Source organism: Methylosinus sp. KRF6, from assembly GCF_018887255.1.
Taxonomy (GTDB): Bacteria; Pseudomonadota; Alphaproteobacteria; order Rhizobiales; family Beijerinckiaceae; genus Methylosinus; species Methylosinus sporium.
Window position 1 is genome coordinate 3,507,602 of the sequence record NZ_JAHLJF010000001.1, and the last position, 26,580, is coordinate 3,534,181.

At 65.8% G+C, this 26,580-nt stretch carries 31 protein-coding genes; 17 read left to right on the forward strand and 14 right to left on the reverse strand.

The genetic code is table 11. From position 1 onward, the window contains the following. Window position 1 precedes the first annotated feature (1 nt). From odhB to KP010_RS16585, 6 genes are all read left to right on the forward strand, one after another. Window positions 2-1,222, forward strand: a complete 1,221-nt coding sequence (gene odhB, locus KP010_RS16560) for a 2-oxoglutarate dehydrogenase complex dihydrolipoyllysine-residue succinyltransferase (RefSeq protein WP_142862222.1) — start codon at window positions 2-4, stop codon at window positions 1,220-1,222. A gap of 121 nt (window positions 1,223-1,343) precedes the next feature. Further along, window positions 1,344-1,613: a DUF1150 domain-containing protein gene (locus KP010_RS16565; RefSeq protein ID WP_108916875.1), complete on the forward strand. Its 270-nt coding sequence runs from the start codon at window positions 1,344-1,346 to the stop codon at window positions 1,611-1,613. Window positions 1,614-1,699: 86 nt separating this feature from the next. Further along, window positions 1,700-1,969, forward strand: a complete 270-nt coding sequence (locus KP010_RS16570) for a hypothetical protein (protein WP_142862223.1) — start codon at window positions 1,700-1,702, stop codon at window positions 1,967-1,969. A gap of 39 nt (window positions 1,970-2,008) precedes the next feature. After that, window positions 2,009-2,359 carry a hypothetical protein gene (locus tag KP010_RS16575; RefSeq protein WP_108916873.1) on the forward strand — a complete coding sequence of 117 codons (351 nt, stop codon included), beginning with the start codon at window positions 2,009-2,011 and terminating at the stop codon, window positions 2,357-2,359. A 58-nt stretch (window positions 2,360-2,417) separates the two neighbouring features. Further along, window positions 2,418-2,858, forward strand: a complete 441-nt coding sequence (locus KP010_RS16580; RefSeq protein ID WP_108916872.1) for a Rieske (2Fe-2S) protein — start codon at window positions 2,418-2,420, stop codon at window positions 2,856-2,858. A gap of 96 nt (window positions 2,859-2,954) precedes the next feature. After that, a complete protein-coding gene (locus tag KP010_RS16585) occupies window positions 2,955-3,659 on the forward strand; it encodes a glutamine amidotransferase (protein ID WP_142862224.1) in 705 nt (234 codons plus the stop codon). A 148-nt stretch (window positions 3,660-3,807) separates the two neighbouring features. On the opposite strand, the gene KP010_RS16590 is transcribed toward KP010_RS16585, so the two are convergent. Together KP010_RS16590 and KP010_RS16595 are read right to left on the reverse strand one after the other, a co-directional pair. Next, on the reverse strand, window positions 3,808-4,284 hold the full coding sequence (locus KP010_RS16590) for a hypothetical protein (RefSeq protein ID WP_142862225.1): 477 nt from the start codon (window positions 4,282-4,284) through the stop codon (window positions 3,808-3,810). 140 nt (window positions 4,285-4,424) lie between these two features. Continuing rightward, the gene (locus KP010_RS16595; protein WP_142862226.1) at window positions 4,425-6,674 is read right to left on the reverse strand and encodes a transglycosylase domain-containing protein; all 2,250 of its coding nucleotides are present in this window, start codon (window positions 6,672-6,674) and stop codon (window positions 4,425-4,427) included. Between the two features lie 237 nt (window positions 6,675-6,911). Here KP010_RS16595 and dnaN point away from each other — a divergent pair, with 237 nt between their 5' ends. Beyond that, window positions 6,912-8,030, forward strand: a complete 1,119-nt coding sequence (gene dnaN, locus KP010_RS16600; RefSeq protein ID WP_142862227.1) for a DNA polymerase III subunit beta — start codon at window positions 6,912-6,914, stop codon at window positions 8,028-8,030. Window positions 8,031-8,098: 68 nt separating this feature from the next. After that, window positions 8,099-8,401 carry a hypothetical protein gene (locus tag KP010_RS16605; protein WP_142862228.1) on the forward strand — a complete coding sequence of 101 codons (303 nt, stop codon included), beginning with the start codon at window positions 8,099-8,101 and terminating at the stop codon, window positions 8,399-8,401. A gap of 10 nt (window positions 8,402-8,411) precedes the next feature. On the opposite strand, the gene KP010_RS16610 is transcribed toward KP010_RS16605, so the two are convergent. Then, complete coding sequence (locus KP010_RS16610; RefSeq protein ID WP_142862229.1) at window positions 8,412-9,209, reverse strand: hypothetical protein; 798 nt, start codon at window positions 9,207-9,209, stop codon at window positions 8,412-8,414. Between KP010_RS16610 and KP010_RS16615 the strand changes: the two genes are divergently transcribed. The 9 genes from KP010_RS16615 to KP010_RS16655 all read left to right on the forward strand — a co-directional run bounded on the left by KP010_RS16615 (window position 9,208) and on the right by KP010_RS16655 (window position 17,587). Further along, complete coding sequence (locus tag KP010_RS16615) at window positions 9,208-10,533, forward strand: hypothetical protein (protein WP_216281222.1); 1,326 nt, start codon at window positions 9,208-9,210, stop codon at window positions 10,531-10,533. The genes KP010_RS16610 and KP010_RS16615 overlap by 2 nt on opposite strands. Before the next feature lie 136 nt (window positions 10,534-10,669). Beyond that, entirely contained in the window at window positions 10,670-12,097 is a 1,428-nt protein-coding gene (locus tag KP010_RS16620) for a murein hydrolase activator EnvC (protein ID WP_246659773.1), read from the forward strand. Continuing rightward, the gene (locus tag KP010_RS16625; RefSeq protein ID WP_216281224.1) at window positions 12,094-13,443 is read left to right on the forward strand and encodes a S41 family peptidase; all 1,350 of its coding nucleotides are present in this window, start codon (window positions 12,094-12,096) and stop codon (window positions 13,441-13,443) included. Before KP010_RS16620 ends, KP010_RS16625 begins: the two co-directional genes overlap by 4 nt. Before the next feature lie 61 nt (window positions 13,444-13,504). Then, on the forward strand, window positions 13,505-14,275 hold the full coding sequence (locus KP010_RS16630; RefSeq protein WP_142862232.1) for a heme ABC transporter permease: 771 nt from the start codon (window positions 13,505-13,507) through the stop codon (window positions 14,273-14,275). Further along, window positions 14,272-14,430 carry a heme exporter protein CcmD gene (ccmD, locus tag KP010_RS16635; protein ID WP_108916863.1) on the forward strand — a complete coding sequence of 53 codons (159 nt, stop codon included), beginning with the start codon at window positions 14,272-14,274 and terminating at the stop codon, window positions 14,428-14,430. The genes KP010_RS16630 and ccmD overlap by 4 nt, the downstream gene beginning before the upstream one ends. Then, window positions 14,427-15,038, forward strand: a complete 612-nt coding sequence (locus KP010_RS16640) for a DsbE family thiol:disulfide interchange protein (protein ID WP_142862233.1) — start codon at window positions 14,427-14,429, stop codon at window positions 15,036-15,038. Before ccmD ends, KP010_RS16640 begins: the two co-directional genes overlap by 4 nt. 170 nt (window positions 15,039-15,208) lie before the next feature. Beyond that, on the forward strand, window positions 15,209-16,675 hold the full coding sequence (locus KP010_RS16645) for a methyl-accepting chemotaxis protein (protein WP_246659774.1): 1,467 nt from the start codon (window positions 15,209-15,211) through the stop codon (window positions 16,673-16,675). A 26-nt stretch (window positions 16,676-16,701) separates the two neighbouring features. After that, window positions 16,702-17,082: a hypothetical protein gene (locus KP010_RS16650; protein WP_142862234.1), complete on the forward strand. Its 381-nt coding sequence runs from the start codon at window positions 16,702-16,704 to the stop codon at window positions 17,080-17,082. 127 nt (window positions 17,083-17,209) lie between these two features. Next, window positions 17,210-17,587, forward strand: a complete 378-nt coding sequence (locus tag KP010_RS16655) for a hypothetical protein (protein ID WP_142862235.1) — start codon at window positions 17,210-17,212, stop codon at window positions 17,585-17,587. Between the two features lie 15 nt (window positions 17,588-17,602). Here the strand turns inward: KP010_RS16655 and KP010_RS16660 are convergent, their stop codons facing one another. The 11 genes from KP010_RS16660 to KP010_RS16710 all read right to left on the reverse strand — a co-directional run bounded on the left by KP010_RS16660 (window position 17,603) and on the right by KP010_RS16710 (window position 26,503). Next, window positions 17,603-17,992: a hypothetical protein gene (locus tag KP010_RS16660; protein ID WP_142862236.1), complete on the reverse strand. Its 390-nt coding sequence runs from the start codon at window positions 17,990-17,992 to the stop codon at window positions 17,603-17,605. Further along, window positions 17,992-18,534 carry a chemotaxis protein CheD gene (locus tag KP010_RS16665; protein ID WP_370464683.1) on the reverse strand — a complete coding sequence of 181 codons (543 nt, stop codon included), beginning with the start codon at window positions 18,532-18,534 and terminating at the stop codon, window positions 17,992-17,994. The genes KP010_RS16660 and KP010_RS16665 overlap by 1 nt, the downstream gene beginning before the upstream one ends. Then, on the reverse strand, window positions 18,534-18,923 hold the full coding sequence (locus KP010_RS16670) for a response regulator (protein ID WP_108916856.1): 390 nt from the start codon (window positions 18,921-18,923) through the stop codon (window positions 18,534-18,536). The genes KP010_RS16665 and KP010_RS16670 overlap by 1 nt, the downstream gene beginning before the upstream one ends. 17 nt (window positions 18,924-18,940) lie before the next feature. Further along, window positions 18,941-19,996, reverse strand: coding sequence for a chemotaxis response regulator protein-glutamate methylesterase (locus KP010_RS16675; RefSeq protein WP_142862237.1), 1,056 nt, complete (start codon window positions 19,994-19,996; stop codon window positions 18,941-18,943). A 1-nt stretch (window position 19,997) separates the two neighbouring features. Continuing rightward, window positions 19,998-20,876, reverse strand: a complete 879-nt coding sequence (locus tag KP010_RS16680; protein ID WP_108916854.1) for a protein-glutamate O-methyltransferase CheR — start codon at window positions 20,874-20,876, stop codon at window positions 19,998-20,000. 159 nt (window positions 20,877-21,035) lie between these two features. Then, window positions 21,036-23,189 carry a chemotaxis protein CheA gene (locus tag KP010_RS16685; RefSeq protein WP_142862321.1) on the reverse strand — a complete coding sequence of 718 codons (2,154 nt, stop codon included), beginning with the start codon at window positions 23,187-23,189 and terminating at the stop codon, window positions 21,036-21,038. Between the two features lie 37 nt (window positions 23,190-23,226). Further along, window positions 23,227-23,592, reverse strand: a complete 366-nt coding sequence (locus KP010_RS16690) for a response regulator (protein WP_108916853.1) — start codon at window positions 23,590-23,592, stop codon at window positions 23,227-23,229. Next, window positions 23,589-23,867 carry an STAS domain-containing protein gene (locus tag KP010_RS16695; RefSeq protein ID WP_142862238.1) on the reverse strand — a complete coding sequence of 93 codons (279 nt, stop codon included), beginning with the start codon at window positions 23,865-23,867 and terminating at the stop codon, window positions 23,589-23,591. Before KP010_RS16695 ends, KP010_RS16690 begins: the two co-directional genes overlap by 4 nt. Before the next feature lie 43 nt (window positions 23,868-23,910). Continuing rightward, window positions 23,911-24,381 (reverse strand): chemotaxis protein CheW, encoded by a 471-nt coding sequence (locus KP010_RS16700; protein ID WP_108916851.1) that lies wholly within the window; start codon window positions 24,379-24,381, stop codon window positions 23,911-23,913. Window positions 24,382-24,383: 2 nt separating this feature from the next. Next, entirely contained in the window at window positions 24,384-25,859 is a 1,476-nt protein-coding gene (locus KP010_RS16705; RefSeq protein ID WP_246659775.1) for a methyl-accepting chemotaxis protein, read from the reverse strand. A gap of 380 nt (window positions 25,860-26,239) precedes the next feature. Further along, window positions 26,240-26,503, reverse strand: coding sequence for a hypothetical protein (locus KP010_RS16710; protein ID WP_108916850.1), 264 nt, complete (start codon window positions 26,501-26,503; stop codon window positions 26,240-26,242). Window positions 26,504-26,580: the final 77 nt, after the last annotated feature.

Genomic DNA, 26,580 nt, shown 5'->3' on the forward strand with positions numbered 1-26,580 from the left:
CATGACGGAAATTCGCGTTCCGACCCTGGGCGAGTCGGTGAGCGAGGCGACGATCGGCCGTTGGTTCAAAAAGCCCGGCGACACGGTCGCGGCCGATGAGGCGCTGGTCGAGCTCGAGACCGACAAGGTGACGCTCGAAGTCAACGCCCCCGCCGCCGGCGTGCTGACCGATGTCGTCGCCAAGGATGGCGAGACGGTCACGCCCGGCGCGCTGCTCGGGCAGATCGCCGAGGGCGCCGCCGGCGCGCCGCGTCCGGCGCCTGCGGCGTCGATCGTCGCGCCGCCGCCTGCCGCGTCGAGCGCGGCCCCCGCCGCCGAAGCGCCCTCCCGTCCGCCGGCGCCGTCCGCCGCCAAGATCGCGAAGGAGCAAGGCGTCGATCTGTCCGGGATCGTCGGCTCCGGCAAGCAGGGTCAGGTGCTGAAGGGCGATGTTCTCGCTCTCGCGGCGCGACCCGCCCCCGCTGCGCCCGAGCCGGCGATCGCCCCGCCGGCGCCGCGCCCGACCGCCCCGCCGGCCGACGCCGAGCGCGAGGAGCGCGTGCGCATGTCGCGCCTGCGTCAGACCATCGCCAAGCGGTTGAAAGAGGCGCAATCCAACGCCGCGATGCTGACGACCTTCAACGAGGTCGACATGTCGTCGGTGATGGCGCTGCGCAATCGCTACAAGGAGCTGTTCGAGAAGAAGCATCAGGTGAAGCTCGGCTTCATGGGCTTCTTTGTGAAAGCCTGCTGCAAGGCGCTGGAGGAAGTGCCGGCCGTCAACGCCGAGATCGACGGTTCCGACGTCATCTACAAGCACTATTGCCACATAGGCGTGGCCGTGGGCACGGACAAAGGCCTCGTCGTGCCGGTGGTGCGCGACGCCGATCGCATGAGCGTCGCCGAAATCGAGAAGGCGATCGGCGATTTCGGGCGCAAGGCGCGCGAAGGCAAGCTCGATCTCGAAGATCTGACCGGCGGCACCTTCACCATCTCCAATGGCGGCATCTACGGCTCGCTGATGTCGACGCCTATTCTCAACGCCCCGCAATCGGGCATATTGGGGATGCACAAGATCGAGGAGCGGCCGGTCGTCGTCGCAGGCAAGATCGAGATTCGTCCCATGATGTATCTCGCGCTTTCCTATGATCATCGCATCGTGGACGGCAAAGAGGCGGTCACCTTCCTGGTGCGGGTCAAGGAGCAGCTCGAGGACCCGGCGCGGCTCGTGCTCGATTTGTGACGGTTCCACGAAAATTCCGGCGGCGCCCCTGAAAATCGGGCGCCGCAATGCACAGATATCTCCCGTGCTACGCGTGTAGGCGTCCGCCGGGCGGGTCGATACGACCGCCGAGGAGTGTGAGATGGAAGGCAAGACCGCGACCGAGAGAAGAATCCCCCTGCTGACCCCCGAGCAGTTCGCGCATTTGGGCGATGGAGCGATCGCCTATGTGCGGACGATGCGCTCGGAGGATGTCAAGCGGCTCTACCCTCAGGCCCCGGCCATAGAGCCCGGCCTGACGCTTTTCGCGCTGCTCGGCGCGGATGGCACGCCGATCGTCCTCGCCGACACGGAAGAGGGGGCCCTCGCCAACGCCTGGCAGCAGCAGCTGCAGACCGTCAGCCTCCATTGAGGCTGACGGGTGGACGAAAATCGGCTAAGCTCTGCTCGTGACGCGCTGCGGCGCGGCTCCTATGGTCGAGGCCAATGGAGGTTTTCATGAGCGATTCGCTGTTGGATCGAAACAAGATCATGATCGAGCCACAGACAGACCAAAGCGCGAAAGCGGGAACGGCCGGCGACGGGCTGGAGCGCCTTTTTCGTCCGATCGTGGATTTCATCCGCTCGATGGCCGATGGAGTCGAGTCGATAAGACCGCTCGAGGACGATATTCAGACGATGTCGGCTGAAGCGCAAAGACTGTCGAAATCGATGCGGGATTATGGCTCGGAATTGCGCGGTTACGGAGCCTGGGCGAAAAAATTCTAAAGTTTTTTCAGTCGGTTTTATTTTACGGAGCTGCCCGCTTTGTTCGGAGGCACGAAGGATACTCTGGCGCAGCTCGCGGCGCGGCTGGCGGAGCTCTACAAGGAAATCGTGACGACGACGGTGCAGTTCGACGAGTTGCGTCGATACACCAAGGAATCGCTCGACGAATTCAAACGCCTGCTCGAGCGGCAAAGCGACAAGATCGACCGCATAGAACGTGAGCGGATCACGGCCGAGGCCGAGCTGACGGCGAGAATCAAATTTCTGGAGGGGCGGTTGGATGTATTGAGCGAAAAGGCGCTCCATATCGCCGTGGCGGACATAGCTGCGGGCTATGTGAAGCGCGGCGGCGACGGAGAAGCCGTCAAACGGCTCACCGACGGGAGCTGACCGGCGCCGAGATTGCTTCACCCTTCCGGACTTTGTAGCGATTCCGAGGAGGAACGGTATGGAAGAGCCGACACGCGAAATCTTCGCCGTTTGCCATGTGAACGATGTCGCAAAACGCCGGGCCGTCGGCTATGTGCTGGCCCGCGTCAATGACGAGGGCAAGACCGTGCCCTTCCCGGTCGTCATCGTGCGTCACGTCGGCAAATATTACGGCTATGTCAACCGCTGCCCGCACCAGGGCAGCCGTCTCGACTTCGAGCCGAAGTCCTTCCTGGACCCGACGCAGCGCTTCCTGCTGTGCGGCAAGCATGGCGCGCAATTCGACATTCCGACCGGCGTCTGCAACGACGGTCCCTGCGTCGGCGCTCAGCTCGAGAAGGTCGAGGTGGTCATAGACGACAATGAAGTCTGCGTCACGGGCGTGACCATCGCCGAGGAAGACGGTCTCGACCGCGAGGAGAACGACGTCTATCCGGAGGTCGTCATCACCGCCGACTGAGCCGCGCTGGCTCCCCTCGATTCTCATCGCTGGGCCTTTTTGCGTGATGGACGTCGGCATAGACTGCGCCGTCCGGAATCGCCCAGCGGGGGAACGATGAAGACCGCGCTCGTCATACGTCATATCGCCTTCGAGGATCTCGGCAGTTTCGCCGAGCCGCTCGCCGAGGCGGGTTATCGGATCCATTATGTCGAGGCGGGGATGCAGAATATCCCCGCCGAGGCGGCCGAGGCCGATCTTCTCATCGTGCTCGGCGGGCCGATCGGCGTCTATCAGACCGAGGACTATCCTTTTTTGGCGCAGGAGGTGGCGCTGCTTCGCGCGCGGCTCGGGCGCGACGCGCCGACTTTGGGCGTTTGTCTCGGCTGCCAGCTCATGGCCGCGGCGCTCGGGGCCCGTGTCTATCCGGGCGGCGCCGGCAAGGAAATCGGCTTTGCGCCGATCACGCTGACGGAGGCGGGGCGCGACAGCGCGCTCGCCGCGCTCGTCGAGCCCGAGGCGGATGTGCTGCACTGGCACGGCGACACTTTCGATCTTCCAGAGGAGGCGACGCTGCTCGCGTCTTCGGCGCTCTATCCGCATCAAGCCTTTGCGATGGGGCGGCGCGGTCTCGCGCTGCAATTCCATCCGGAAGCGGAGAAGGACAGCCTCGAGCGCTGGTTCATCGGCCATACGGCGGAGCTTTCATCCGCCGGCGTCTCCATCGCGGGGCTGCGCGCCGTGGCCGCGGCCAAAGCGCCTGGCCTGCAGGAACGCAGCCGACGCTTCATCGCGCGCTGGCTCGCCGAAATCGCCAAATGAAACGCGCGGTCCGCGGACGCCGGGAATGCGTCGCTGGACCGTGCGAGAACGACGCGGCTGGGCGTGGCGGCGTCGCTGGCTTTAGAGTGTCTCCAGCCGAAGCGGAGGCCGGTTCGGCTGGAGACTCGTCGAAGCGAGGGCTAGAAGATCAGCCGCGAACGGAGACCTTGCGGAAGGGGTTCTCGTGGTTCGTCATGAACGCATGGCCGAATTCGGTCTTGTTCCACTCGACGGACTCGGCCGGCTGGAACTTCAGCGCCGTGATGGCGATGGGGAAATCCTTGGTGGCGGAAACGCTCGCCAGCTTGATTTCCGTATTGCCGGGACCGACCGAGAGATCGACGACCGGCGTGCCGTCGGCCTTGGAGAGGCGCGCCCAGCCGGGCGTGCCGATGCCGGTGGCGATGACCGACGACTCGGCGAACAGCGGGGCGGCGGCGCCGTCGGCGCCATCCGGCCCGAAAGCGGGAGACTGGAAGGTGAAGGTCGCCATCACCTCGCTGCGGGTGATCTTATGGTCCGGTCCGATCGGACGTCCGGTCGAATACAGAACCAGTTTGCCGCCGTCGAGCGCCGCCTTGACATCATCGAGCGTCGCCGAAGCAAAAGCCTCCGCCAGTCTCATATCGCTTTCTCCACTTTGCGAAATGCACGCCGCTTTTGCGACAAAAGCGACATGCGGGACAGGTTCTCGCCCCGAGCTTCGCAATTGTCATGCCGCGCGTCTCACAATTTGAAGGAAAACGAAACGGTCGTTCGGCGGTCTCAACCGCCGAATAATTTCTCGAAAATATTCTTTTCCTCCCGCGACGGGCCGCGCCGCGGGCGGGGCGTCTGGCTCGGAATGTCGGCGGGCGGCATCAGCGCCTCGAGCCCATGAACCGAACCGGGCGCGACATCCTCGTCCTCGTCGCGGACCTGACGGCGGCGCGAGGGCCGCGGCGGCGGGGCGTCCGGCTCTGGATCGGAGGAGAAAAAATCGAGCAGCGGCGCGATGGGCGAGAGGCTGTCCGCCGGCGCCGCGGCCGAGCGCCAGGAGCCGGAGGGCAGGGCCGCGACCGGCACGCCCTGATGCGCCGCTTTCATGAAGCGGCTCCAGACCTCGACCGGCAGATTGCCGCCCGAGACTTTCTTGGTGGGCGAATTGTCGTCATTGCCGAGCCAGACGCCGGCGACGAGATGCGGCGTATAGCCGACGAACCAGGCGTCGCGGAAATCCTGACTGGTGCCGGTCTTGCCGGCGGCGCGCCAGCCGGGCAGCTCCGCCTTGCGCGCCGTGCCCGTGGAGAGAGTCTCCTCCATCATCGTGTTCATCATCGCCACATATTGCGGCTCGATCACACGGCCATTGCTCGAGCCTCTGCGCGCGTAGATCTGCTTGCCGCCGGCGGTGCGCACCTTGACGATGATATGCGGCTGCACGCCGACGCCGCCATTGGCGAAGGGCGCATAGGCCGTCACCAGCTCCAGCGGCGTCACCTCCGAAGTGCCGAGCGCGATGGAGGCGTTGGGCTGCAACTCGGAGGCGACGCCGAGCCGATGCGCGATCTTGACCACGGCCTTCGGCCCGGCCTCGAGGCCGACGCGCACCGCCACTGTGTTGAGCGACAGCGCCAGCGCCTTGGTGAGCGTGACCGGGCCGAAATATTCACGGCTGTAATTCTCCGGCTGCCAGCCTTTGACATTGATCGGCCCGTCCTCGCGCACCGTGTCCGGCGTCAAGCCATGCTCGAGCCCGGCGAGATAGACGAAAGGCTTGAAGGCCGAGCCCGGCTGCCTTTTGGCGGAGACAGCGCGGTCGAATTGGCTCTCGGCGTAATTGCGGCCGCCGACGAGAGCGCGAATGGCGCCGTTGGGATCGAGCGCCACCAGCGCGCCCTGGCTGACGCCGAATTTCTCGCCCTTCTTGTCGAGCTCCTCGGCGATGGACTTCTCGCCCACTTCCTGGAGCCTTCGATCGAGCGTCGTCGTGACCACAATGTCCTGGTCGATGGCGCCGATCGTGTCGTCGAGCATGTCCATCACATAATCGGCGGCGTAATTGATGGAGCCGGCGCCGCGCTCCCGTCGCGCCAAGGCCGGCCGGCCGAGCGCGAGCTTCGCCATGGCCTCGGTGATATGGCCTTCCTGCGCCATTGCGGTGACGACCTGCGCCGCGCGTTCGGTCGCCCCTTCCGGGTTGCGGTCGGGCGCGAGCTTGCTCGGCGCCTTCATCAGCCCGGCGAGCACGGCCGCCTCCGCGAGCGTCACCTGGGCGGCGCCATGGCCGAAATAGCGCTGCGCCGCCGCCTCCACGCCATAGGCGCCGGAGCCGAAATAGACGCGGTTGAGGTAGAGCTCGAGAATCTGGTCTTTGGAATATTTGTGCTCGAGCCAGAGGGCGAGGATCGCCTCCTGCATCTTGCGTGAGAGGGTGCGCTCCTGGGTCAGGAACAAATTCTTGGCGAGCTGCTGGGTGAGCGTCGAGCCGCCCTGCATTCCGCCGCGCCCGGTGAGGTTGCGCGTCAGCGCGCGGGCGATGCCGATCGGATCGACGCCCCAATGGGAATAGAAGCGGCGATCTTCTATGGCGACGAAGGCCTTGGGCAGATAGGGCGGCAGATCGCGCAGGCGCACCGCGGCTCCGCCCGTGTCGCCGCGATTGGCCAGCAATTCCCCATTGGCAGCCAGAATGGCGATATTGGGCGGCCTTTTGGGCACCGCCAAAGTGTCGATCGGCGGAAGCTGCGCCGCATGATAGATGAACAGGCCGCCGACGCCGATCGCGCCCCAGATGGAGAGCACGGCGCCCCAATAGACGAGCCCGCCGAGGCCGAAGCGGCCGCCCTTTTTGGCTTTTTTGGGGGAGCGTTGCGGCGGCGCGTCGTCGTCCTCTGGCGGCGGCGCGCTCTTGCCCGGTGCGCTCTTGCCTTTGCGTTTGGGTTTCGCCATGCGATCCTCTCGCGGGTCGGCGCGTAGATCGCCGCCCCCGTCGCCGTCGAAACGTGGTTCGCGACGTTGCTTCTCGCGCGCCATTTTTGTCCGCCGCCTCGGGTTCCGTCGCGCCGCGGCATGGAAGCGCATGGCCGACGCCGACACTAGCATTAATGCTGTCGATTTAAGGGCCGGTTAAGCAAGGAGGCCGCTACTCTTCGTCGCGATAGGAACTTATGCACAGGCTCCGGCCGATCCCCTTGCGGCTCTTGCGCTATTCGTTGCGGCTTGCGAAAGTCTCGCCCTTGGAGCGAAAAACAGCGTCACGGATCGAGCGCAATGAAAGTCACCATCGAGAGAGCGGCGCTGCTGCGCGCCCTCGGCCATGTTCATAGAGTGGTGGAACGGCGCACGACCATTCCGATCCTCGCCAATGTGCTCATCGACGCCTCCGCCGGGACGCTGATGCTCAAGGCGACCGATCTCGATCTCGAGATCACCGAGAAAGTCCCCGCCGACATCGGCCAGCCGAGCGCGACGACGCTGCCCGCCCATACTCTTTATGATATTGTCCGCAAGCTGCCGGAGGGCGCGCAGGTCTCGATCGAGGGAAGCGGCGAGCAGGGTCAGCTCACGCTGCGCTCGGGCCGCTCGCGCTTCAATCTGCAGAGCCTGCCGGAGAGCGATTTCCCCGACGTCACCTCGGGCGAGTTCTCGCACAGCTTCTCGCTGCCGCCGGCGGACCTCAAGAAGCTGATATTGAAGACGCAATTCGCCATCTCCAGCGAGGAGACGCGCTATTATCTCAACGGCATCTTCCTGCATGTGGCCGAGGTCGAGGGCCATCAGCTGCTGCGCGCCGTGGCCACCGACGGCCATCGCCTCGCCCGCGTCGAGCTGCCGGCGCCGGCCGGCTCCGCCGGAATGCCGGGCGTAATCCTGCCGCGCAAGGCGGTGAATGAGATTCTGCGCCTCGTCGAGGACGCCGAGGGCGCGGTGGCGATCGAGCTCTCCACCAATAAGATGCGCTTCTCCTTCGGCGAGACCGTGCTGACGACCAAGCTCATCGACGGCACTTTCCCCGATTATGGCCGCGTCATTCCGGCCAATAACGACAAGCGCCTCACCGTCGAGCGCGGCGTGTTCCGTGAGGCGGTGGACCGCGTCTCGACCATTTCGTCGGAGCGCGGCCGCGCCGTGAAGCTGGCGCTTTCGGAAGGCAGGCTGGTTCTCTCCGTCACCAATCCGGATCAGGGCTCGGCGGTGGAGGAGATCGAGGCCGATTATGACGGCCCGCCGATCGATATCGGCTTCAACTCCCGCTATCTGCTGGACATAGCCGATCAGCTCGACAGCGACACGGCGCTGTTCCGCCTCGCCGATCCCGGCTCGCCGACGCTGATCCAGGACCGCGACGGCGCGAGCGCGCTCTATGTGCTGATGCCGATGCGGGTGTGAGGGCGGCTCCGGCCGTTCTCCGCGGCGAATAATTTGCCTTCTCATCGACGCGAGCCTATCTTTCGCGCATGAGTTCCGCCGCCTTCGTTTTCGACCGCCTCGCCTATGTCGATCGCCTGCGGGAAGCCGGCGTCGACGAGAAGGAGGCGCGCGCTCACGCCGAGGCGCTGGATGTCGCCTCGCGCGACGGAGTTGCATCGAAATCCGACATCGACCGGCTCGAAACAAAGATCAGGTCCGACATGGACCGGCTCGAATCCAAGATCGACACGAGCTCGGCCAATCTGAAGGTCGAAATCCTGCGCTGGATGGTGGTGACGCAGCTCGCTGTCGGCGGGCTCTTGTTCGCGGCGCTGCGGTTTACGCGGTAATTCTGAACCGTCACTTCACCTCGAATTCCACCAACTCTATCGTCGTCGCGCCGGCGTTGCGCAGCGCGCGGGCGGGGCCGGCGTCGCGCCATTGGAAATCGCCCGGCTGCAAGGCCATGTTCTGCCCGTCGCCATCGGCATCCGTCTCGATCAGCTCGCCTCCCTCCACCACGATCCGCACGCCGGGCGCGCGTTGCGTGAAGGCGGGCGTGATCTCTCCGGGCTTCAGCGCGAGGCGCCATCCGCGCAGGCGCTCATTGTCGATGATCTGCGTAAAGCCGGCGGGACTTTCCGAGGGCGCGCGGCCTTTCGGCGCCGGCTCCAAAAGCTCGAAGCCGACGATGCTCAGCGGCATATCGCCGACATTTTCGGCTCGGTGAGTGAGGCTCTGTTTGGAAAAAGCGCCGAAGCCCACCGCGCCGCGCGGCCAAATGATCGACGTCGGCGCGGCGTCGCCCCAATTCTGGACGAGGGTCGGGCTCTCGCGCACCACCACGTAAGCGAAGTCGCGCGAATGCTCGTGATAGGGCGCGACGCGATGCGGCGGCAGCCACACATTCAACATGGAGACCGCGTCATTGCGGAAGGCCGGGACATGGAAGGGCGTCCGCTCCACGGGAAGGACGGGCCCCTGTGTCGCGCCGCCCGCCTCGAGCGCTGCGGCCGGCGCGCCGGCCAGGCGCGCGACGAGCAGAAGGGGAAGCGAAAATGTCCGCGTCACGCGTGTCTCCCGATGAAAGCCCGAGCCTTGCCAAAGATAGGGCCGTGACGCAATCTCGCCGCGTCGGCCGGACCATGCGAACGCCATGACCTATCTCCTCATGCATTTTTGGGCCTGGGGCGCCTCGGCCTTCGCGGTCGGAGTCGCGACGGCGCTCTCCATCGCGCGGCGCTCCGAGCGCGGGCCGGTCGCCGGCTGGCTGGTGTGGTTCGTTCTCGCTTTCGCGGCGGGCGTTCCCGTCGCTGCGCTCGGCCTCCTGCCCGGGCGCTCGGGCTTCTGGCTCGAGACGGCGCTGCTGCTGTTTCCCGCCTTTCTCGCCGGCGCGGCGGCCGGCGCGCTGCTCGGCCGGCATTCTCTGCGCGACAATGAGGGCTGGGCGCTCGGCCTCGTCCCGCTGGCGCTGATCTGGCTCGGCGCCGGCTTTCTGGCCGGCCGCTCGACGGAGCAGGATTTGCGGCGCAAGGCGGCGAGCGCGATCGAGAAAATCGGCGGCGATCCCGCCTATGTCGACGTCGCCGGCCGCGATGTCCTCTTGCCCCGCGATGCGCCGAACCGCGCCGCTGCGGCGGAGGAGATCGCGCATATTCCCGGCGTGCGGGGAATCGCCGAAGTGGACGCTCTGACGGGCGCGGCCGCCAAGAATTACGAGAACGCCGCCATTGCCCGACGCGCGGCCCGCGAAAGCGAGGCGCCCGAGCGCGGGCCGAATGGCGCCGCCGGCCCGGCGGAGGCCCCGCAAAACGGCCCGCCGCCGAACGCTCCGTCAGCGCGGGATGGCGGCGCCGCCAGGTCCAAGGAGCCGGCGCGGGGAGGGGTGAAGCCCGCGCCTTCGACTCCTTCGGCGGCCGCCCCGGAGCTCGTGCGGCCCTTCGCGGACGAGCGGACCTCCGAACCTTCCCGATCTCCGGAAACTCCCAAATCGGCGGAGCCCGGTAGGCCTTCCGCGCCCGGCGAGCCTTCCGCGTCGGGCAAGCCTTCCGAACAAGCGCGGCCCGCCACTCCGGCCTTAGCGGAGGCGGAGCCGAAGGCCGCCATTCCGGCGAGCGGAGAGCTCGATCTTCCGTCCTGCCAGAAGGCCGTGGCCGCGGCGCTGGCCGGCGAGCCGGTGCGCTTCAGCCGGCGCGGCGGCGTCCAGCGCGGCGCGACCGGCGCGTTGGACAAAGCGGTGGGCCTGCTGCAACGCTGTCCGCAGACCGATGTGGACGTGCGGGTGCGCGCCGAGAGCGGCGATCGGGCCGCGCGGGAGCAGGCGCGCGACCGCGCCGCCCGCGTCGTCGATTATCTCGGCCGCATGGGCGTCGAGCGTGGGCGGCTCTCCGTCGCCGGCGAGAGCGGCAAGCCGGTCGCCAAAGGCGCGCCGGAGGGCGAAAGCGGGAGCGGCGTCGATTTCCTGCTGTCGCCGCGCCGATAGGCGCCGCCTTCGCCGCAATGTGGACGCTATTGAATAGCCAAACTGCCGCGAGATTCGCACGCCGGCTTCCGGCGGGCGCAAAGAGTCGCGGGCGAAGCGGACGCCGTTCATGAGGCATAGGTCGAGCGGCGGGATCATGCGACGGGGAGTGGAGCGTCGGGAGCCAAGCGGCTGCTTTCCCAAAGTCTGTCTTCCCGTCCTCGGCCTCGTGCTGACGGCCATCGCAAATCCCGCGCGAGCGGAAAATCTGCGCGGCGCTCTGACGACGACGACGTTGAAGCCGGTTCCTATCGTCGAGACGCGAGACGCCGCCGACAATCCGGATTCCCCCGATATTTCCGGAAAACGTTCGGAGCTGCGCAGCCTCGAGGACACGATCACGGTCTCCGCCGAGAGCCGCCGCAAAATCGAGACTGAGATCGAGACGCTGCGCGCCGATCGCGCCAAGTTCAACGCCGCGCTGGTCGACGCCGTGCAGCGGGTCGGCGTGCTGGAAAAGCGCGCGGAGGATGTGAGCGCCAAGCTCGAGACGTCGGTGCAGAGCGAGCGGGCGCTGGTCAAATCGCTGGCCGGCCGTCGCGCGCTGATCGGCGAGGTGCTGCTCGTGCTGCAGCGCATGGGGCGCAAGCCGCCGCCGGCGCTGCTGGCGCGGCCCGAGGATATTCTGGAGAGCATTCGCGCCGCCATGCTGCTCGGCTCGATGCTGCCGCAAATGCGCGCCGAGGTGGAGACGCTCAAGACCGATCTCGCCGACCTCGTCACGCTGCGCGGCCGCGTAGAGGCGGAGAAGACGAGCCTCATCGCCGAGCTCGAGCATTTGAAGGAGGAGCGCGTGCGGCTCGAGGCGCTCGTCGAGACGCGGCAGAAGGCGCTGATGCTGGCGCAGAGCGCGCTGGATTTCGAGGCGGAGCGGGCGCGCGCGCTGGCGTCCAAGGCGACCAACCTCAAGGAGCTGATCTCTCGCATGGAGAGCGAGGTGGAGGAGGGCCGGCGCGCGGCCGAAGCGGCGCGACGCGCCGATTCCGAGCGCGCCGCGGCGGACGCCGCAATGTCGCAGGAGAGCCGCGCCAAGGCGCTGGCGGCTCCGTTCAAGGATCCCGCCCGTCTCGCTCCAGCCGTCGCCTTCGCCGATCTGAAAGGTCGATTGGCGCCGCCGACCGCGGGGCCTGTCGTCAAGCGCTTCGGCGCCTCGGACGGTCAGGGCGGAGCCGAGAAGGGCGTGTCGATAGCGGCGCGCGAAAACGCGATCGTGGCCGCGCCCAGCGACGGCTGGGTGGTTTTCGCAGGGCGCTACCGATCCTATGGTCAACTCTTGATCATCAACGCCGGCGGCGGCTATTATGTCACCCTGGCCGGAATGGATCGGATCTCCGTCGCCGTGGGACAATTCGTCCTCGCCGGCGAGCCGGTGGCGAACATGGGCGGCGGCGCCGTCAGGACTGCGGCGGCCATTGCTATCGGCGCGAAACAGCCCATTCTCTATGTAGAGTTTCGCAAGGACGGAACGTCCATCGATCCGGGCCCATGGTGGGCGAAGCCGGAACTTCAGAAGGTTGGCGGATGATGCGCAAGGCCTCATTGATCATAACGGGAGTCGTCATCGGGGCGGGATGCGCCACGCTCGGACAGAATGCGCGCCTATTGATCGGCTCCCCGGCCTTCGCCGCCGCTGCCGACACCTATAAGAATTTGAGCCTGTTCGGCGACGTCTTCGACAAGGTCCGCGCCGATTATGTGGAGAAGCCGGACGAGCAGAAGCTGGTCGAATCGGCGATCAACGGGATGCTCACCTCGCTCGATCCGCATTCGAGCTACCTCGACGCCAAGGGCTTCAAGGACATGCGGACGCAGACCGAGGGCAAGTTCGGCGGCCTCGGCATAGAGGTTACGCAGGAGGACGGCCTCGTCAAGGTGGTGACGCCGATCGACGACACGCCCGCGTCCAAGGCCGGCATCATGTCCGGCGACCTCATCTTCGCGATCGACGACGACAATGTGCAGGGTCTCACGCTCAATCAGGCCGTCGACAAGATGCGCGGCCAGATCAACACCTCGGTGAAGCTCACCATTCTGCGCGGCAAGGACCGGGAGAAGATCGAGGTCAAGCTCACGCGCGCCGAGATCCATATCAAATCCGTGCGCTCGCACAAGGAAGACGACGACATCGGCTATATCCGCATCTCCCAGTTCAACGAGGAGACCTCGGACGGGCTGCGCACGGCGATCCAGAAGTTCCAGCAGGAGATGCCCGGCGACAAGCTCAAGGGCTATATCGTCGATCTGCGCAACAATCCCGGCGGCTTGCTCGATCAGTCGATCCAAGTGGTGAACAGTTTCATCGACCATGGCGAGATCGTCTCCACGCGCGGCCGCACGGCCGATGAGACGCAGCGCTACAATGCGCGGGCGGCGGGCGATATTTCCCGCGGCAAGCCGGTGGTGGTGCTGATCAATGGCGGATCCGCCTCGGCCTCGGAGATCGTCGCCGGCGCGCTGCAGGATCACAAGCGCGCCACCATTCTCGGCACGCGCTCCTTCGGCAAGGGCTCGGTGCAGACCATCATCCCGCTCGGCGGCGCCAATGGCGCGCTGCGCCTGACCACGGCGCGCTATTACACGCCGTCGGGCCGCTCCATTCAGGCCAAGGGCATCGACCCGGACATCAATCTGCTGCAGGATGTGCCGGACGAGCTGAAGGGCAAGGACGACACCAAGGGCGAAGCCTCGCTCAAGGGCCATCTGAAGAATGGCGAGGACGAAAAGAGCGGCTCGCAGGCCTATGTGCCGCCGGACCCCAAGAAGGACAAGCAGCTGATCGCCGCGGTCGAGATTCTGCACGGCAAGTTCAAGCCGCAGACGGCCGAGCAGGCGAAGCCGGCCGAGCAGCCCAAGTCTAAAATCTCCAACTGATCACGCGGGCGGAGAGGGCGTTTCCCTCTCCGCCCGTCGCGTCTCGTTTGCGCAGGCCGTCATGATCGCGTTTTCGTCTCTCGCCAATCCCGCCGTCTTTCTGCGGCTGACGCGGCGCGTCCTGCCCTGGCTCGGCGCCGCGAGCGCTCTGCTCTCGGGCCTCGGCCTCTATCTCGTCTTCTTCGTCTCGCCCGCCGATTATCAGCAGGGCGAGACGGTCAAGATCATGTATATCCACGTGCCGGCCGCCTGGCTCGCAATGTTCGCCTATATGGTCATGACATCGGCCTCGCTCGGCGTGCTGGTCTGGCGTCATCCGCTGGCCGACGCCGCGCAAAAGACCGCCGCCACGCTCGGCGCGGCCTTCACCTTCATCTGTCTGGTGACGGGCTCGCTGTGGGGCAAGCCCATGTGGGGGACCTATTGGGTGTGGGACGCGCGTCTCACCTCCATGCTGATCCTCTTCCTGCTCTATCTCGGCCTGATCGCGCTGCGTCAGACGATGGAAGACTCCCCGCGGGGGGCGCGCATAGCGGCGATCATGACTCTGGTCGGCTTCGTCGATATTCCGATCATCAAATTCTCGGTCGATTGGTGGAACACGCTGCATCAGCCGGCCTCTGTGCTGCGCGCCGGCGGACCGACCATCGCCGCCGCCATGCTGTGGCCGCTGCTGATCATGGCGCTCGGCGCAACGGCGCTGTTTCTCGCCCTGCATCTGATGGCGATCCGCAATGAGATTTTGCGTCGCCGCGTCGCGCGGCTGACGCTGCAGGCGGCCGCCGCCGGAGAAGAGGGCGGGGCTGCGGAATTGCTGGAGCCGGCGCAGTGACCGACGAACATTGGGGTTATATTCTGTTGGCCTATGGGGTGACGGCGGCGACGGTGCTCGTCCTGCTGGCGCGCATTCTGCTCGAGAACAGACGTCTTTCCGCCGAGCTGGCGCGACTGGAGAAGACCGCCGGCGCTCGCGAGGAGACGCTATGAGCGCGCAAGACGCGCCGCGCGGCCGGCTGGCGCTGTTCCTGCCGCTGGCCGTTTTCGCGGCTCTCGCCCTTCTCTTCCTGGCGCGGCTGTTCGCGGGCGACGCGTCGCGTCTGCCCTCGGCGCTCATCGGCAAGCAGGCGCCGCAATTCGCGCTTCCCGCCTTGCCGGGGCTCGCCGGCGTCGGCGGCCTCGTCGGCGATGATCTGCGCAAAGGCCATGTGAGTGTGGTGAATGTGTTCGCCTCCTGGTGCGCGCCCTGCCGGGCGGAACATGCGCAATTGCTGGCGCTCGCCAAGGATCCCGCTCTCGCCGGCAAAGGCGTGACGCTCGCCGGCCTCGCCTATAAGGACGAGCCCGCCAATGCGCTGCGCTTCCTCGAGGACGTCGGCAATCCTTACGCCTCCATCGGCGTCGATCTCGCCGGCCGCGTGGCGATCGATTTCGGCGTCTATGGCGTGCCGGAGACTTTCGTCATCCGCGGCGATGGCGCCATCGCCTATAAATACGTCGGGCCTTTGACCCGGCAGGCTCTGGAAGAGACGCTGCTTCCCGAGATCGAGAAAGCGCTCGCGCAGACGCGCGCCGCCGCGCTCGCCGGCGCGCAATAGGTTTCTATTAACCTTAACTTAACGTGGCCTCTGCCATTACTGTCTGGCGGCGGTTCAGCATTCCGTTCGGCCGGGCGGCGCCCCCGGAGCGGCGCTCGCCTCTGCGATCCGGCCCGTCGCGACGCGTCGCGATCCACCATTCGTTGCGGGTGGGCGCGGGAATTTAGAGGGTGAACAGCTTGCGCGATTTTGTTCCGAGGGGATTGCGCCTACGGTCGGCCGTGCTGCTGTCCGTCATCGCGGCGATCGCATTCGCGCAGGCCGTCGTGAGCTGGCGCCTCTTCGCCGACGGCAGCGACTGGGTGACGGCGCGTGACCCGAGATTGGCGGCGCTCTTTGTCGGTCCGGCCCTCATCGCGCTTCTGTGCATTCTGGGCGGCGTCGCAATTCGCACGCGCGTGGTGCAGCCGCTCGCCGTTGTGACCGAAGCGATCCGCCGGCTCGCCGACGGCGACACATCCTACCGTCTCGAGATCGACGAATGCGCCGATAGTGTGCGGCGCCTCGCCGACGCTTTCGTCAATCTTCGTCAGGTCATTCTCGACCATCGGGCCGATGAGAGCCTGATCGCCGAAGCGAACGCCGCACAGGCGCGCATCGTCCAGCTGCTGGGCGACGGGCTCGCCAGAATCGCCGAGAAGGATTTGACCTCGCGGCTGACCGACGAGGTCCCCGGCGCCTATCGGCGGCTGCAGATAGACTTCAACACCGCCGTCGGCCAATTGTCCGAGGCGATCGGCGAAATGGCGGAGAGCACCAAGCTGCTCGGCGCCGGAATGCAGGAGACCGTGGCCGCGGCCGACGATCTGTCGCGGCGCACGGAGAGCCAGGCCGCCAATCTCGAGGAGACGGCCGCGGCGCTCGCGCAGATCACGGAGACAGTCACGCGGACGGCGGAGGACGCCGGGAATGCGCGCCAGATCGTCTCCGATATGAGCACGGAGGCGCAGGCGAGCGGCGGCATCGTGCGCCAGGCGATCGGCGCCATGGGCGATATCGAGCAATCGTCCAAGAAGATCGCGCAGATCATCGGCGTCATCGACTCGATCGCGACGCAGACCAATCTTCTGGCCCTGAATGCGGGCGTGGAAGCCGCGCGCGCCGGCGAAGCGGGACGCGGCTTCGCCGTGGTGGCCGCCGAAATCCGTGATCTCGCGCGCCGCAGCGCCAAGGCCGCCAAGGAGATCGACACGTTGATCTCCGTGTCCAACGCGCAGATCGGCCGCGGCGTCTCGCTCGTCGGCGGCGCCGGCGAAGCGCTGTCGCATATCGTCGAGGAGGTCGCGCGCGTCAATGGCGTGGTGGCGGAGATCGCCGATCGCGCGCGCCAGCAGGCGGCGGCGCTCAACGAGGTGAATGGAACCGTCCGCCAGATGGATTTGATCACGCAGCAGAATGCGGCGATGGCGGAGCAGACCACCGCCGTCAGCCATGGCCTCAGCGAGAAGACGCGACAGCTCATCGAATTGATCTCGCGCTTCCGCATCGCCCGGGAGGGCGTGGTCGCGGCGCCCGGCGCGAGCGGGCCTCGCCTCGTCGCCTCCGAGCGCGAAGAGCTCCCGACGCGGCGCATAGAACCGCTGGACCGGCGCGTCGGCGCGAGCGATCGTCGCAGCAGAGCCTGGACGGACTTCTGAGCGACCGCCGCGGGATATCGAGAGAAATGAGCCATAAGAGACAAGTTCAGATCCGCTGTCGGGCGCTTTCGCCGGCTCTCGCGGTCGCCGCCGCCTTCGGCCTCGCGGCCTGCGCCAAGCCGACGCGGGAAATAGAGCCGGCGCCGGTCGATCCGGGACTCTTCATCGGGGCCGATTGCCCGCAGCTCGTCGCGCGGCGCGCGCGCATCGCGCAGGCGCTGATTTTCGCCGGCTCCGCGCAGGATCAGCTGGCCGCCGATGATCGCACGCGCACATTCGGCGTTCCGACGCCGATGGGAACGCCCTTCGACGCCGACCGGGAGCCTCAGATCGCGCGGCTCAAAGGCGAGCTGCACGCGGTCAACGCGCAAATGGACGCGCAGCGCTGCGGACCCGATTTCCGATGAGGAGACGCAGCGAGGCGAAGCGGCGACGCGGGCACAACGATGAGTTGTCCCCTGGATTGATTCCAGCGAGGCGTTACGATAGGGCTCGAAAAGAGCGGCTATCGCCGGTCTGCGATTGGAGGTCGCCGTGACGCGTGTCGATCGACCGTCTTCCCCGGACGGTGACGGAGAGCCTGGCGCTGCTGGCGGCCTGCGTCCCTATTCCATCGCCGAATGCCGCGATCTCGACGCGCAGTTGCGTCGCGAATTGGAGACGCTCGATTACGAGCTGCGCGGGATCGTCAATCGCCTGCTGGCAGAGGTGGACGACGCAAAGGGGGATGCCCCGACATTTCTGCGCGCCTCTGCGACGGTGCTGCTCTCGGTCGCCGCCGGGCTGATGGAGACGGCCGCCGAGCGCGCGCATGAGCCCGCCGATGTCGCCGCGTTCAAGGATGTCGCCGAGGATGTCGCCCAATGGGCGCGAAGCCGCAAGCTGCGTGAGCTGCTGGCCACGGAAGAGTGAACGCTCCGGCGGCGTTCAGAAAAATTCCATTTCGCCGGCCGGGTGATCCGTTCGCCCATCGTCCGCGTGATCGCCGAGACGCGCGGCGAGCTCTGCGAGCTTGACGCTGCGCGACGCAATTCCGCCGGCGATTTCCCAATCGGCCGGCGCGAGCTCTGCGAGCGCCGAGACGAAATCGGAGAGGGCCGAGAGCGTCTGCTCGATCGCGTCGATCGCCTGCGCCGAGTGGATGAGCTCGTGCTTCTCCTCCACATCGCTCCATTGTACGCCGTCGACGAGACAATGGAGACGATCCGTCTCCTTGGCCGTGTTGCGCAGCTCCGCCGCCAGCCGCGAGAGGACCTCGACGAGCGGTTGGGCTCGCTCATTCGCGCCGCAGGGCGAGGTCGTCTTCGGCTCCGTCATCAGAACAGCTCCAGTGAGCCCGCCGCCGGCAGCTTCGGCATGACTGCCGGCGCCGATACGGTCTGCGGCGTCGGGCCGGAGAGAAGGCTCTGCCTGGCGCGGCCGGACACCGGTTCATATTCGACGCGTCGGCCGCGGTCGCCGCCGAGATGCTCGGCCACGAGGCGAATGCCTTCGTTCTGCAAAAATCGCTTCGCGAATTCGGCGTTTCTCGCGCCGATGTCGGAGAGCCCTTCCATCATGCGCGCGCCGCCGAACAGCTTGCCTTCGAGCCGGTCGCGCCGCGCGCCCTTCTTCAAGAGGCCGTTGACGAGCAGCTCCATGAGATGGACGCCATAGCGTTCGGCCTCGCCATTGCGCGACGAGGTGAAATCGCCGGGCAGCAGAAAATGATTCATTCCTCCGACGCCGGCATCCGCGTCCCTGATGCAGGCGGCGACGCAAGAGCCGAGAACTGTCGCGATGACGACGCTCGGATCGTCGATCACCCGATACTCGCCCTGGATGATGTGTATTCGCTTCGTGCCGGCGTTCATTCGAATCACGCGAGTTTGCCGATGATCGCTTCGAGCGCTTTTTTCAGAGCCGGAACGGTGAAGGGCTTGGTGAGGAAGTTGTTGACGCCGAGCTTCACCGCATTCTCGAGCAGCGCCTTGTCGGCGCGCCCGGTGAGCATGATGAACGGCACTTTCTTGGTGGGATTGTAATTGCGGATCGCCTTCAGGAGGCCGAGGCCGTCGAGCTTGGGCATGTTGAAGTCGGAGATGACGAGATGGGCGGGAGTGGCCATCATGAATTGCAGGGCCTGCTCGCCGTCGCCGGCGAAGAAGATATTGCGCACGCCGAGCTCCTCGAGGCCGTCGCGAATGAGCATACGGCTCGTGCTCGTGTCGTCCACGATCAAGACTCTCAATTGGGCGGCGATGGACATGGATTCCCCCCTTGCTTTTACTGGTTCGTCGAAGTGAGTATGTGCGCGGCGATGCGCTGCAGCGTGAGTTGCTTGGCGACGCCGCCGATCTCGAAGGCCGCCTTCGGCATTCCATAGACGAGCGAGCTCGCCTCGTCCTGGCCGATTGTCTCGGCGCCCGCATCGCGCAATGCGAGCAAGCCTTGCGCGCCATCGCGGCCCATGCCGGTGAGGATCACGCCGAGCGCATTGCGGCCGGCGCATTGCGCGACGGAGTTGAACAGAACGTCGACGGAGGGACGATGGCCGTTGACCGCTTCCGTATTGGTGAGGCGGCAGCGATAGCCGCCGACATGCTTCACCACTTCGAGATGAGCGGCGCCGCCGGGCGCGAGATAGACTCGGCCGGGCAGGATCTGCGCGCCGTCAACGGCTTCCGCGACCTGCGGCTTGCACATGCGATCGAGACGCGCGGCGAAGCTCGCGGTGAACACGGGCGGCATGTGCTGCGTGACGACCGTGGGCGGACAATTTTCCGGGAACTGCGAGAGAATCGTGAGCAGCGCCTCGACGCCTCCGGTGGAGGAGCCGATCGCGACCAATCGCCCATCAGGCGAATAGCGGGACGCCGCGGACTGCGGCTCGCGACGCAGCGCCGCCGGCTCGACGCGGATCGGCTCGCCGCGATGCGGCTCGTAGCGGCCGATAGGCGTGGCCGCGATCGCCTTGATCTTCGCGGGGAGCTCGTCGAAAGAGCGCGGATCCTTGGATGAAGGCTTGGCGACGCAGTCGAAGGCGCCGATCTCGAGCGCCTTGATCGTCGTCGCGGCGCCGCGCTCCGTCATCGTCGAGACCATGATCACGCGCGTCGGACGCAGTCGCATGATCTTCTCGAGAAAATCGAGTCCGTTCATATTCGGCATTTCGACGTCGAGCGTCACCACATCCGGATCGAGCGTCTTGATGGCCTGGCGCGCCTCGAGCGGATCGGCCGCCTCGCCGACGACGGAGATTGCAGGATCCCGACAGAGCGTCGCTGCGATGAGGCCGCGCATGGTTGGGGAATCGTCGACGATCAGCACACGAACAGCCATCTTACGAATTTCCTCTGGACCGAAGCCGATAAGTGGTGACGCCGTCATATTCGAAGGCGGATGCGGCCGCGCCCGAAACGCGTTCGGAATGGCCGATGTAGAGCCGCCCGTCCGGATTGAAGAGCGGAACGAAGCGGCTCCAAATGTTTTCTTGCGTTTTCTCTTCGAAATAGATCACGACGTTGCGGCAGAAGATGGCGTCGAAACGTCCCGTCATCGGCCAATGGCCGATGAGATTGAGCTCGCGGAAGGAGACGAGCGAAGCGAGCTCCTCCGTCACGCCCCATTCGTCGCGACCGCCGCCGAGCGGCGTGAACCAGCGGCTGCGCAGCTGCGTGGGCACCGCCTCGATGACATCGCGGCCGTAGACGCCATTGGCGCCGGCGGCGACCATGTTCGGATCTATGTCCGTCGCCAGAACCTTGACATCGAGCTCCGCCGCCTCTGGTATGACGGAGAGGATCGACATGGCGATGGAGTAGGGCTCCTGGCCATTGGAGCAGGCCGCCGACCAGATGCGCAGACGCGCGCCTTTGCGCACCGCGGCCGCGCGCTTGGCGAGGACATTTTCCTCGAGATGCTTGAAGTGATGCGGCTCGCGGAAGAAGCGCGTGACATTGGTGGTGAGCGCGGCCATCATTTTCTGGCGTTCGTCGACGCCGTCATCGCTGACGATGAGCGCGCAATAGTCGCGAAAATTCTCGAGCCCGAGGCTGCGCAGCCGCTTGGCCAGGCGCGAATAGACCAGCGTGGCTTTGGAGTCCGGCAGATAGATGCCGGCGTCCTCGTGCAGAATCGAGGCGATCCGGCGGAAATCCTCCTGCGTCAGCAGAAATTCCCCAGGGACGAGCGGAGCCGTGGCGAAGTGGCGGTTTTTCATGCGGCTGCTTACGTTCTTTTTGTCGTGGGCCCCTCTCGAGGCGGGGCGCGATGTCGATGGCGGGGCGGCCTCCAGTCTTTCCGCGCTCTCTCGAGACGAGGAAAGACTTCGGCTTTTGTCATGTCGCGCATTCCACGCGCCGGCGTCCAAAAAAACACTCTATTCGGCCGCAGCGGGCATGTCGGCGACGATCATATCGGCGCGCGGGCGCGCGACGATCGCATCGACATCGAGGATGAGAGCGACGCGGCCGTCGCCCAATATCGTCGCCGCCGCAATGCCGTGAACATGGCCGTAATTGGTCTCGAGGCTCTTGATCACCACCTGCCGCTGGCCCTGGATGGCGTCGACGAGCAATGCGCATTTGGCGCCGCTCTCCGACTCGACGAGAAGCGCGACCTGCGACGTCGGCTCGATCGGCTCGTCGCGGTAGAGCAGCACGGCGCCGACATCGATCAGCGGGGTGAATGTATTGCGCGTGGCGATGACGCGCGCGCCGCTGCCGAGCTCGTGCACGCTCTCCTTCTTGGGCTGCAGAGTCTCGATGATCGCAGTCAGTGGAACGACCAGGGTCTGGCCGCCGACAGTGACGACCATTCCGTCGAGAACGGCGAGCGTGAGCGGAAGGCTCATCGAGAAGGTCGAGCCGCGTCCGGGAACCGAAGAGATGGAGATGCGGCCGCCGAGCGCCTGGATCGCGCGCTTGACCACATCCATGCCGACGCCGCGGCCGGAGATGTTGGAGATGGAGGAGGCGGTGGAGAAGCCGGGAAGAAAGATGAGATTGTCGATCTCGTCGTCGGTGAGATTGGCTTCCGCCGGAATGAGGCCCTTGTCGACGGCGATCTGGCGCACGCGCGCGCGATTGATGCCGGCGCCGTCGTCGGCGACCTCGATCACGATGCGGCCGGAGCGATGCGTCGCCGAGAGGCGCAGCGAGCCTTCCTCGGGCTTGCCGGCGGCGATTCTGTCTTCCGCCTTTTCGATTCCGTGATCGACGGCGTTGCGAATCATATGTGTGAGCGGATCGGTCAGACGCTCGACGACGGTCTTGTCGACTTCGGTCGTCTCGCCGTCCATGACGAGCCGCACCGACTTTCCGGTCATGGACGCGACCTCGCGCACAGTGCGCGACATGCGCTGAAACACGGGCTTCACCGGTTGCGCGCGGATCGCCATCACGCTGTCCTGAATATCGCGCGTCAGCTGCTCGAGCTCGTCGAGTCCGATCGCGACGGAAGAGGCGCGCGAGAGGCCGGCCTCGGACACGCGCTGCGACAGCATCGCTTGATTGATGACCAGTTCGCCGACGAGATTGATGAGGCGATCGACGCGATCGAGATCGACGCGGATCGTCGCCTGAACCGCGCCGGAGCCCTCGCCTTTGGCCGCTTCCGCCCTGGCGGCGACGGGATGATCGTCGCTCGGCGCGGCGAAGGAGGTCGGCGCGGGATCGGTGGCGACGCTGGTATCCCGCAGCTCCGCGACGGCGATCGGCGCTGGCGGCGCCTCATGCGGCTCGAGCGACTCCTGCAAAGCCTCGAGCAGCTTGCCGACATCGGCCGTTTCCACCGAAAGCTCGCAATCCCACTCGACGAATTCGAATATCTCGCGTACTTGCTGTTCGGGCGCGCTCGTCGTCAGATGGATTGTCCAGCAGAGATAAGCGCCTTCGGGATCGAGCTCGGTCAACAGCGGAATCTCGGTCGTGTCGCATTCGACGGTCGTCTCGCCGAGCCGGCCGAGCTCGCGCAGCAGGCGCAGCGTTTCATTGGCCTTGGCGTAGAGTCCGACGGCCGGCTTGAAGCGCAGGATGAAATCCTGCGTCGCGGGGGCTTCGGGCTCGCCGATGTCGAAAATCGAGTCGAGCGAGATGCAGACAGGCTCGAAGTCGAGAGAGTCGACGCTGACCTTGCCGTCGTCGTCCTGCCGCGGCGCGCCGCCGAGCAGCGCGCTGAGCTCGTCGGCGATGATTTTCACGGCGCCGGCGTCGGCGCTGCCGCCTTCACGCGCAGCGCGAACGAGATCGGCGAGCACATCGGACGCGCGAAGCAGCGTCTTTGTCACCGCCGGCGTCGCGGCGAGCTTGGCGGAGCGTATGAGATCGAGCGTGGTCTCGAAGACATGGACGAATTCGACGAGTTCGTCGAAGCCGAAGGCGCCCGCGCCGCCTTTGATCGAGTGGACGGCGCGAAACACGGCGTTGACGGTCTCGAGATCGTCGTCACCGTCCTCCATTCGCAGCAGTCCGCTCTCCAATTCGACGAGTTGCTCCTCGCATTCTTGAAAGAATGTCTGCTTGATGGCGGCCATCGGATCCACGGGCGCACTCCCTTACAAGGCTACGTTCTCAAACGGCCACGCGACGAATCGCGTCGACGAGCTTCACGGGATTGAACGGCTTGACGATCCAGCCGGTCGCGCCGGCTCTGCGCGCGCGGTCCTTCTTCTCGCCGTCGCTCTCGGTCGTCAGCACGAGAATCGGAACGCCGCGATGCTTCTCGTGCCGGCGCACGCCTTCGATGAATCCGAAACCATCCATGCGCGGCATGTTTATATCGGTGACGATCACATCGGGCGTCGCCTTCTCGAGCACTTCGAGCCCATGCACGCCGTCCTCTGCCTGCACGACGCTGAAGCCCGCCTCGGAGAGCGCGAGCATCAGCATTTCGCGCATGGTTCGAGAATCGTCGACGGTCAGAATGGTCTTGCTCATTTCGTGCTTTCCTGTTCGGAAATTTTGGTGAAGGGAATGCCGAGCGTCTCCAGGGCGTCGAGCAGAGTCTCGGATGGATGCGCGACGTTCAGCGGCAAGCCGTCCGCAGTCCAGGTGGCATGTGCGGACAGCAGCACTTGAATGCACTGCGTGCCGACCTTGGCGACGTCGGATGCGTCGATGGTGAGCGGATTGCCGCGCGAATGAAGAAGCTCCGCGGCGAGCGGAGAGGCCGCGCGTATGTCGAGGATTTCGGGTAGACGGACAGTGATCATGGGCTCGTCTCGATGTCGTTGCGGGAGGGGCGCCGGCTCGAGCTCACGCCGCGTCGAGAACCGGCTCCGGCAGGAGATTCTGGATGGTCAGCACGCTGATCATCTCGTCACCCGCGGCGACGACGCCCTTCACGAAAGTCCGCGCGATTTCCGAGGCGACTTCCGGGGTCGGCTGGATCGCGTCGGGCGTCAACGTCAAAATATTCGACACTGCGTCGACGAGAAGGCCGACGATCTGACCGGCCGATTGCACCACGATGACCGCATGGCGCGCGGTCGGCTCGCTCTGCGTCAGGCCGAGGCGCGTGGCGAGATCGACGACCGGCAGCACGGCGCCGCGCAGATTGATGACGCCGCGCACGAAGTTCGGCGCATGTGGCAAAGGCGTCGCCGGCGTCCAGCCGCGGATTTCGCGAACCGCCATAATGTCGATGCAGAATGTCTGCGCGCCGATATGAAAGGCGATGAATTCCTTCGCCTCGCTCGTCGCCACGCGGGAAAATGCCTCGGCCATGATCAAAACTCCTCCCAGCCCTCTTCGATCGGCGTCGCCTGCTCCTTCGGAAGCGCTGCGCCACGCGTCGCGACACGCCGCTGCGGCGACGTTTTGCTCGCCGATTGCGGCTTCATCCGCTTCACGGTGCCGGCGCCAGATTCTGGGCGCTCGCCGAGATCGAACGCGGCGACCGATATCGACAGCCGCTCTATGTCGCTTTTCAGGCCATGGCTCGCAGCCGTGGTCTCCTCGACCATTGCGGCGTTCTGCTGCGTGAATTGATCCATTTGCGCGACAGCCGTATTGACCTCGGCGAGGCCCGTCGCCTGCTCGCGCGCGCCATTGGCGATTTCGACGACGACCTTGTTCGCCTCCACTACCTGATCGACGATGCGACCGAGCGACTTGCCGGTCTGCGCGACCAGAGCGACGCCGTCTTCGACTTGAGAGGATGATGTCGAAATGAGGCTCTTGATCTCGCGCGCCGCTTCCGCGGAACGCTGCGCGAGCGCGCGCACTTCGGAGGCGACGACGGCGAATCCGCGTCCGGCTTCCCCCGCCCGCGCCGCCTCGACGCCGGCGTTCAAGGCGAGGAGATTGGTCTGAAACGCAATCTCGTCGATCACGCCGATGATCTGGCCGATCTGGCGCGAGGACGTCTCGATCCGCCCCATCGCCTCGATCGCATTGCGCACGATTTCGCTGCTGCGCGTCGCATCGGCCTGAGCTTCGGACACGACGCCGGCGGCGCGCTGCGCTCCATCGGAGGTCTTGTGAACCGTGGAGGTGATTTCTTCGAGCGCCGCGGATGTCTGCTCGAGGCTCGCCGCCTGTTGCTCTGTGCGCTGCGCCAGCGCATCGGCCGCGCCGGCGATTTCCCGCGTTCGCGACGTCAGACCGTCGATATGGTCCATTATATCCACAAAGGCGCCGCGCAGCCTATCGACCGCCAAATTGTAGCAGTGTCGGATTTTCTCGTAATCCGCGGAAAATGGAGCGTCGAGCCGATGCGCGAGACCGCCCGCGGCGAGGCGCTCCAAGCCTTCGGTGAAGGATTTCATGAAGAATTCATGCGCATCGATATAGCCGCGCGACTCGGCGTCGCGCGCTATGCGCCTTTCGTCGGCCGCACGCCGCTCGGCGCTCTCCGCCTCGGCGCGTCGACGCGTGTCGTCCTGCAATGCGGCGCGAAGCTTTTCCAATGCGTCGAAAGCGGCGTCGAGCTCGCCGCCTTTGCCGCCCGGCGCGATCGGCGTTTCTATATCGCCGCTGCGAATTCGATCGAGCGAGGCGACGATTTGCGCCGTGGGACTGGCCACGCGGCTCGCAATCGCGCGGTAGGCGCCGACGGCGCCGAGAAGCGTGACGCCCGCTCCGGCGGCTCCCCAAAGAGGATCGAAGGCGGCGCCGCTCAGCAGCGTGTGAGGACCGAGCGACACGAGCGGTCCGATCGCCATCCCGATGACGGGCGGAAAAAGAGTCGCGTAGAATTTCACCGCTCTGCCCTCGCTGCTGATGTAAAGACGACCGGGCTCCGTCGCAGCGTGCGACCTCGCGATTCCTCGGACAGGCGAAAGGACGAGATGTCTCGTCGTGCGCACACGGCTCTTTCGCAAAGAGCGGCGTCGCGCGGGTTCGACTGATCGTGTGGAGGGAGGCGCCCCGACGGGGACATGCCGGATCGCCGGCATATCGAGGCAGCGTCATGCTTTTGACCGACGCTCGAACGCGTTTGGCCAACCCGATATGCTTTCAGCCTAGCGATGGGCGGTTAAATCTTCATTAGCGAGCGAGGAACGCCCGCCGTAAGCGAGCGCTCCGAGATATGGGACACGCCGATGCGCCGAGCGCTCGGCGCATCGCCCAAAAAAACGGATCAGGCCACGCGATGCGCTGGGATATAAGGAGTGACGCGCGGAGACCCGCTCGAAACGTCGTTCTTGTGGCGGCTGTCGAGCGCGGCCACTGTCGCCTTGTGAAGGGAGGCCTCGTTCTGCGCGGGAGCGTTGGCGCCCTCATAGATGTTCGACAGCTCGCCGATGAACCGCTCCATAGCCTTCAACGCCTGATACTCGGGTATCTGAGTGAGCTGTTCGATCATCTGCTCACGGAGCTGCTTCAGTTCATTGATCGGATGCATATGGAGGTCTCCCAGGAACGGCGGGTCGTTAAGAAATTAGTAATCAAATCTGGTGTGAGGCTTACGCCTCCGCCCCC

Bases quoted from the DNA above. Each gene is read 5' to 3' on its own strand.
- odhB (WP_142862222.1), top strand. From the start codon at position 2: ATGACGGAAATTCGCGTTCCGACCCTGGGCGAGTCGGTGAGCGAGGCG.
- KP010_RS16565 (WP_108916875.1), top strand. From the start codon at position 1,344: ATGGAAGGCAAGACCGCGACCGAGAGAAGAATCCCCCTGCTGACCCCC.
- KP010_RS16570 (WP_142862223.1), top strand. From the start codon at position 1,700: ATGAGCGATTCGCTGTTGGATCGAAACAAGATCATGATCGAGCCACAG.
- KP010_RS16580 (WP_108916872.1), top strand. From the start codon at position 2,418: ATGGAAGAGCCGACACGCGAAATCTTCGCCGTTTGCCATGTGAACGAT.
- KP010_RS16585 (WP_142862224.1), top strand. From the start codon at position 2,955: ATGAAGACCGCGCTCGTCATACGTCATATCGCCTTCGAGGATCTCGGC.
- KP010_RS16590 (WP_142862225.1), bottom strand. From the start codon at position 4,284: ATGAGACTGGCGGAGGCTTTTGCTTCGGCGACGCTCGATGATGTCAAG.
- KP010_RS16595 (WP_142862226.1), bottom strand. From the start codon at position 6,674: ATGGCGCGCGAGAAGCAACGTCGCGAACCACGTTTCGACGGCGACGGG.
- dnaN (WP_142862227.1), top strand. From the start codon at position 6,912: ATGAAAGTCACCATCGAGAGAGCGGCGCTGCTGCGCGCCCTCGGCCAT.
- KP010_RS16605 (WP_142862228.1), top strand. From the start codon at position 8,099: ATGAGTTCCGCCGCCTTCGTTTTCGACCGCCTCGCCTATGTCGATCGC.
- KP010_RS16615 (WP_216281222.1), top strand. From the start codon at position 9,208: ATGACCTATCTCCTCATGCATTTTTGGGCCTGGGGCGCCTCGGCCTTC.
- KP010_RS16610 (WP_142862229.1), bottom strand. From the start codon at position 9,209: ATGGCGTTCGCATGGTCCGGCCGACGCGGCGAGATTGCGTCACGGCCC.
- KP010_RS16620 (WP_246659773.1), top strand. From the start codon at position 10,670: ATGCGACGGGGAGTGGAGCGTCGGGAGCCAAGCGGCTGCTTTCCCAAA.
- KP010_RS16625 (WP_216281224.1), top strand. From the start codon at position 12,094: ATGATGCGCAAGGCCTCATTGATCATAACGGGAGTCGTCATCGGGGCG.
- KP010_RS16630 (WP_142862232.1), top strand. From the start codon at position 13,505: ATGATCGCGTTTTCGTCTCTCGCCAATCCCGCCGTCTTTCTGCGGCTG.
- KP010_RS16640 (WP_142862233.1), top strand. From the start codon at position 14,427: ATGAGCGCGCAAGACGCGCCGCGCGGCCGGCTGGCGCTGTTCCTGCCG.
- KP010_RS16650 (WP_142862234.1), top strand. From the start codon at position 16,702: ATGAGCCATAAGAGACAAGTTCAGATCCGCTGTCGGGCGCTTTCGCCG.
- KP010_RS16660 (WP_142862236.1), bottom strand. From the start codon at position 17,992: ATGACGGAGCCGAAGACGACCTCGCCCTGCGGCGCGAATGAGCGAGCC.
- KP010_RS16670 (WP_108916856.1), bottom strand. From the start codon at position 18,923: ATGTCCATCGCCGCCCAATTGAGAGTCTTGATCGTGGACGACACGAGC.
- KP010_RS16675 (WP_142862237.1), bottom strand. From the start codon at position 19,996: ATGGCTGTTCGTGTGCTGATCGTCGACGATTCCCCAACCATGCGCGGC.
- KP010_RS16680 (WP_108916854.1), bottom strand. From the start codon at position 20,876: ATGAAAAACCGCCACTTCGCCACGGCTCCGCTCGTCCCTGGGGAATTT.
- KP010_RS16685 (WP_142862321.1), bottom strand. From the start codon at position 23,189: ATGGCCGCCATCAAGCAGACATTCTTTCAAGAATGCGAGGAGCAACTC.
- KP010_RS16690 (WP_108916853.1), bottom strand. From the start codon at position 23,592: ATGAGCAAGACCATTCTGACCGTCGACGATTCTCGAACCATGCGCGAA.
- KP010_RS16695 (WP_142862238.1), bottom strand. From the start codon at position 23,867: ATGATCACTGTCCGTCTACCCGAAATCCTCGACATACGCGCGGCCTCT.
- KP010_RS16700 (WP_108916851.1), bottom strand. From the start codon at position 24,381: ATGGCCGAGGCATTTTCCCGCGTGGCGACGAGCGAGGCGAAGGAATTC.
- KP010_RS16710 (WP_108916850.1), bottom strand. From the start codon at position 26,503: ATGCATCCGATCAATGAACTGAAGCAGCTCCGTGAGCAGATGATCGAA.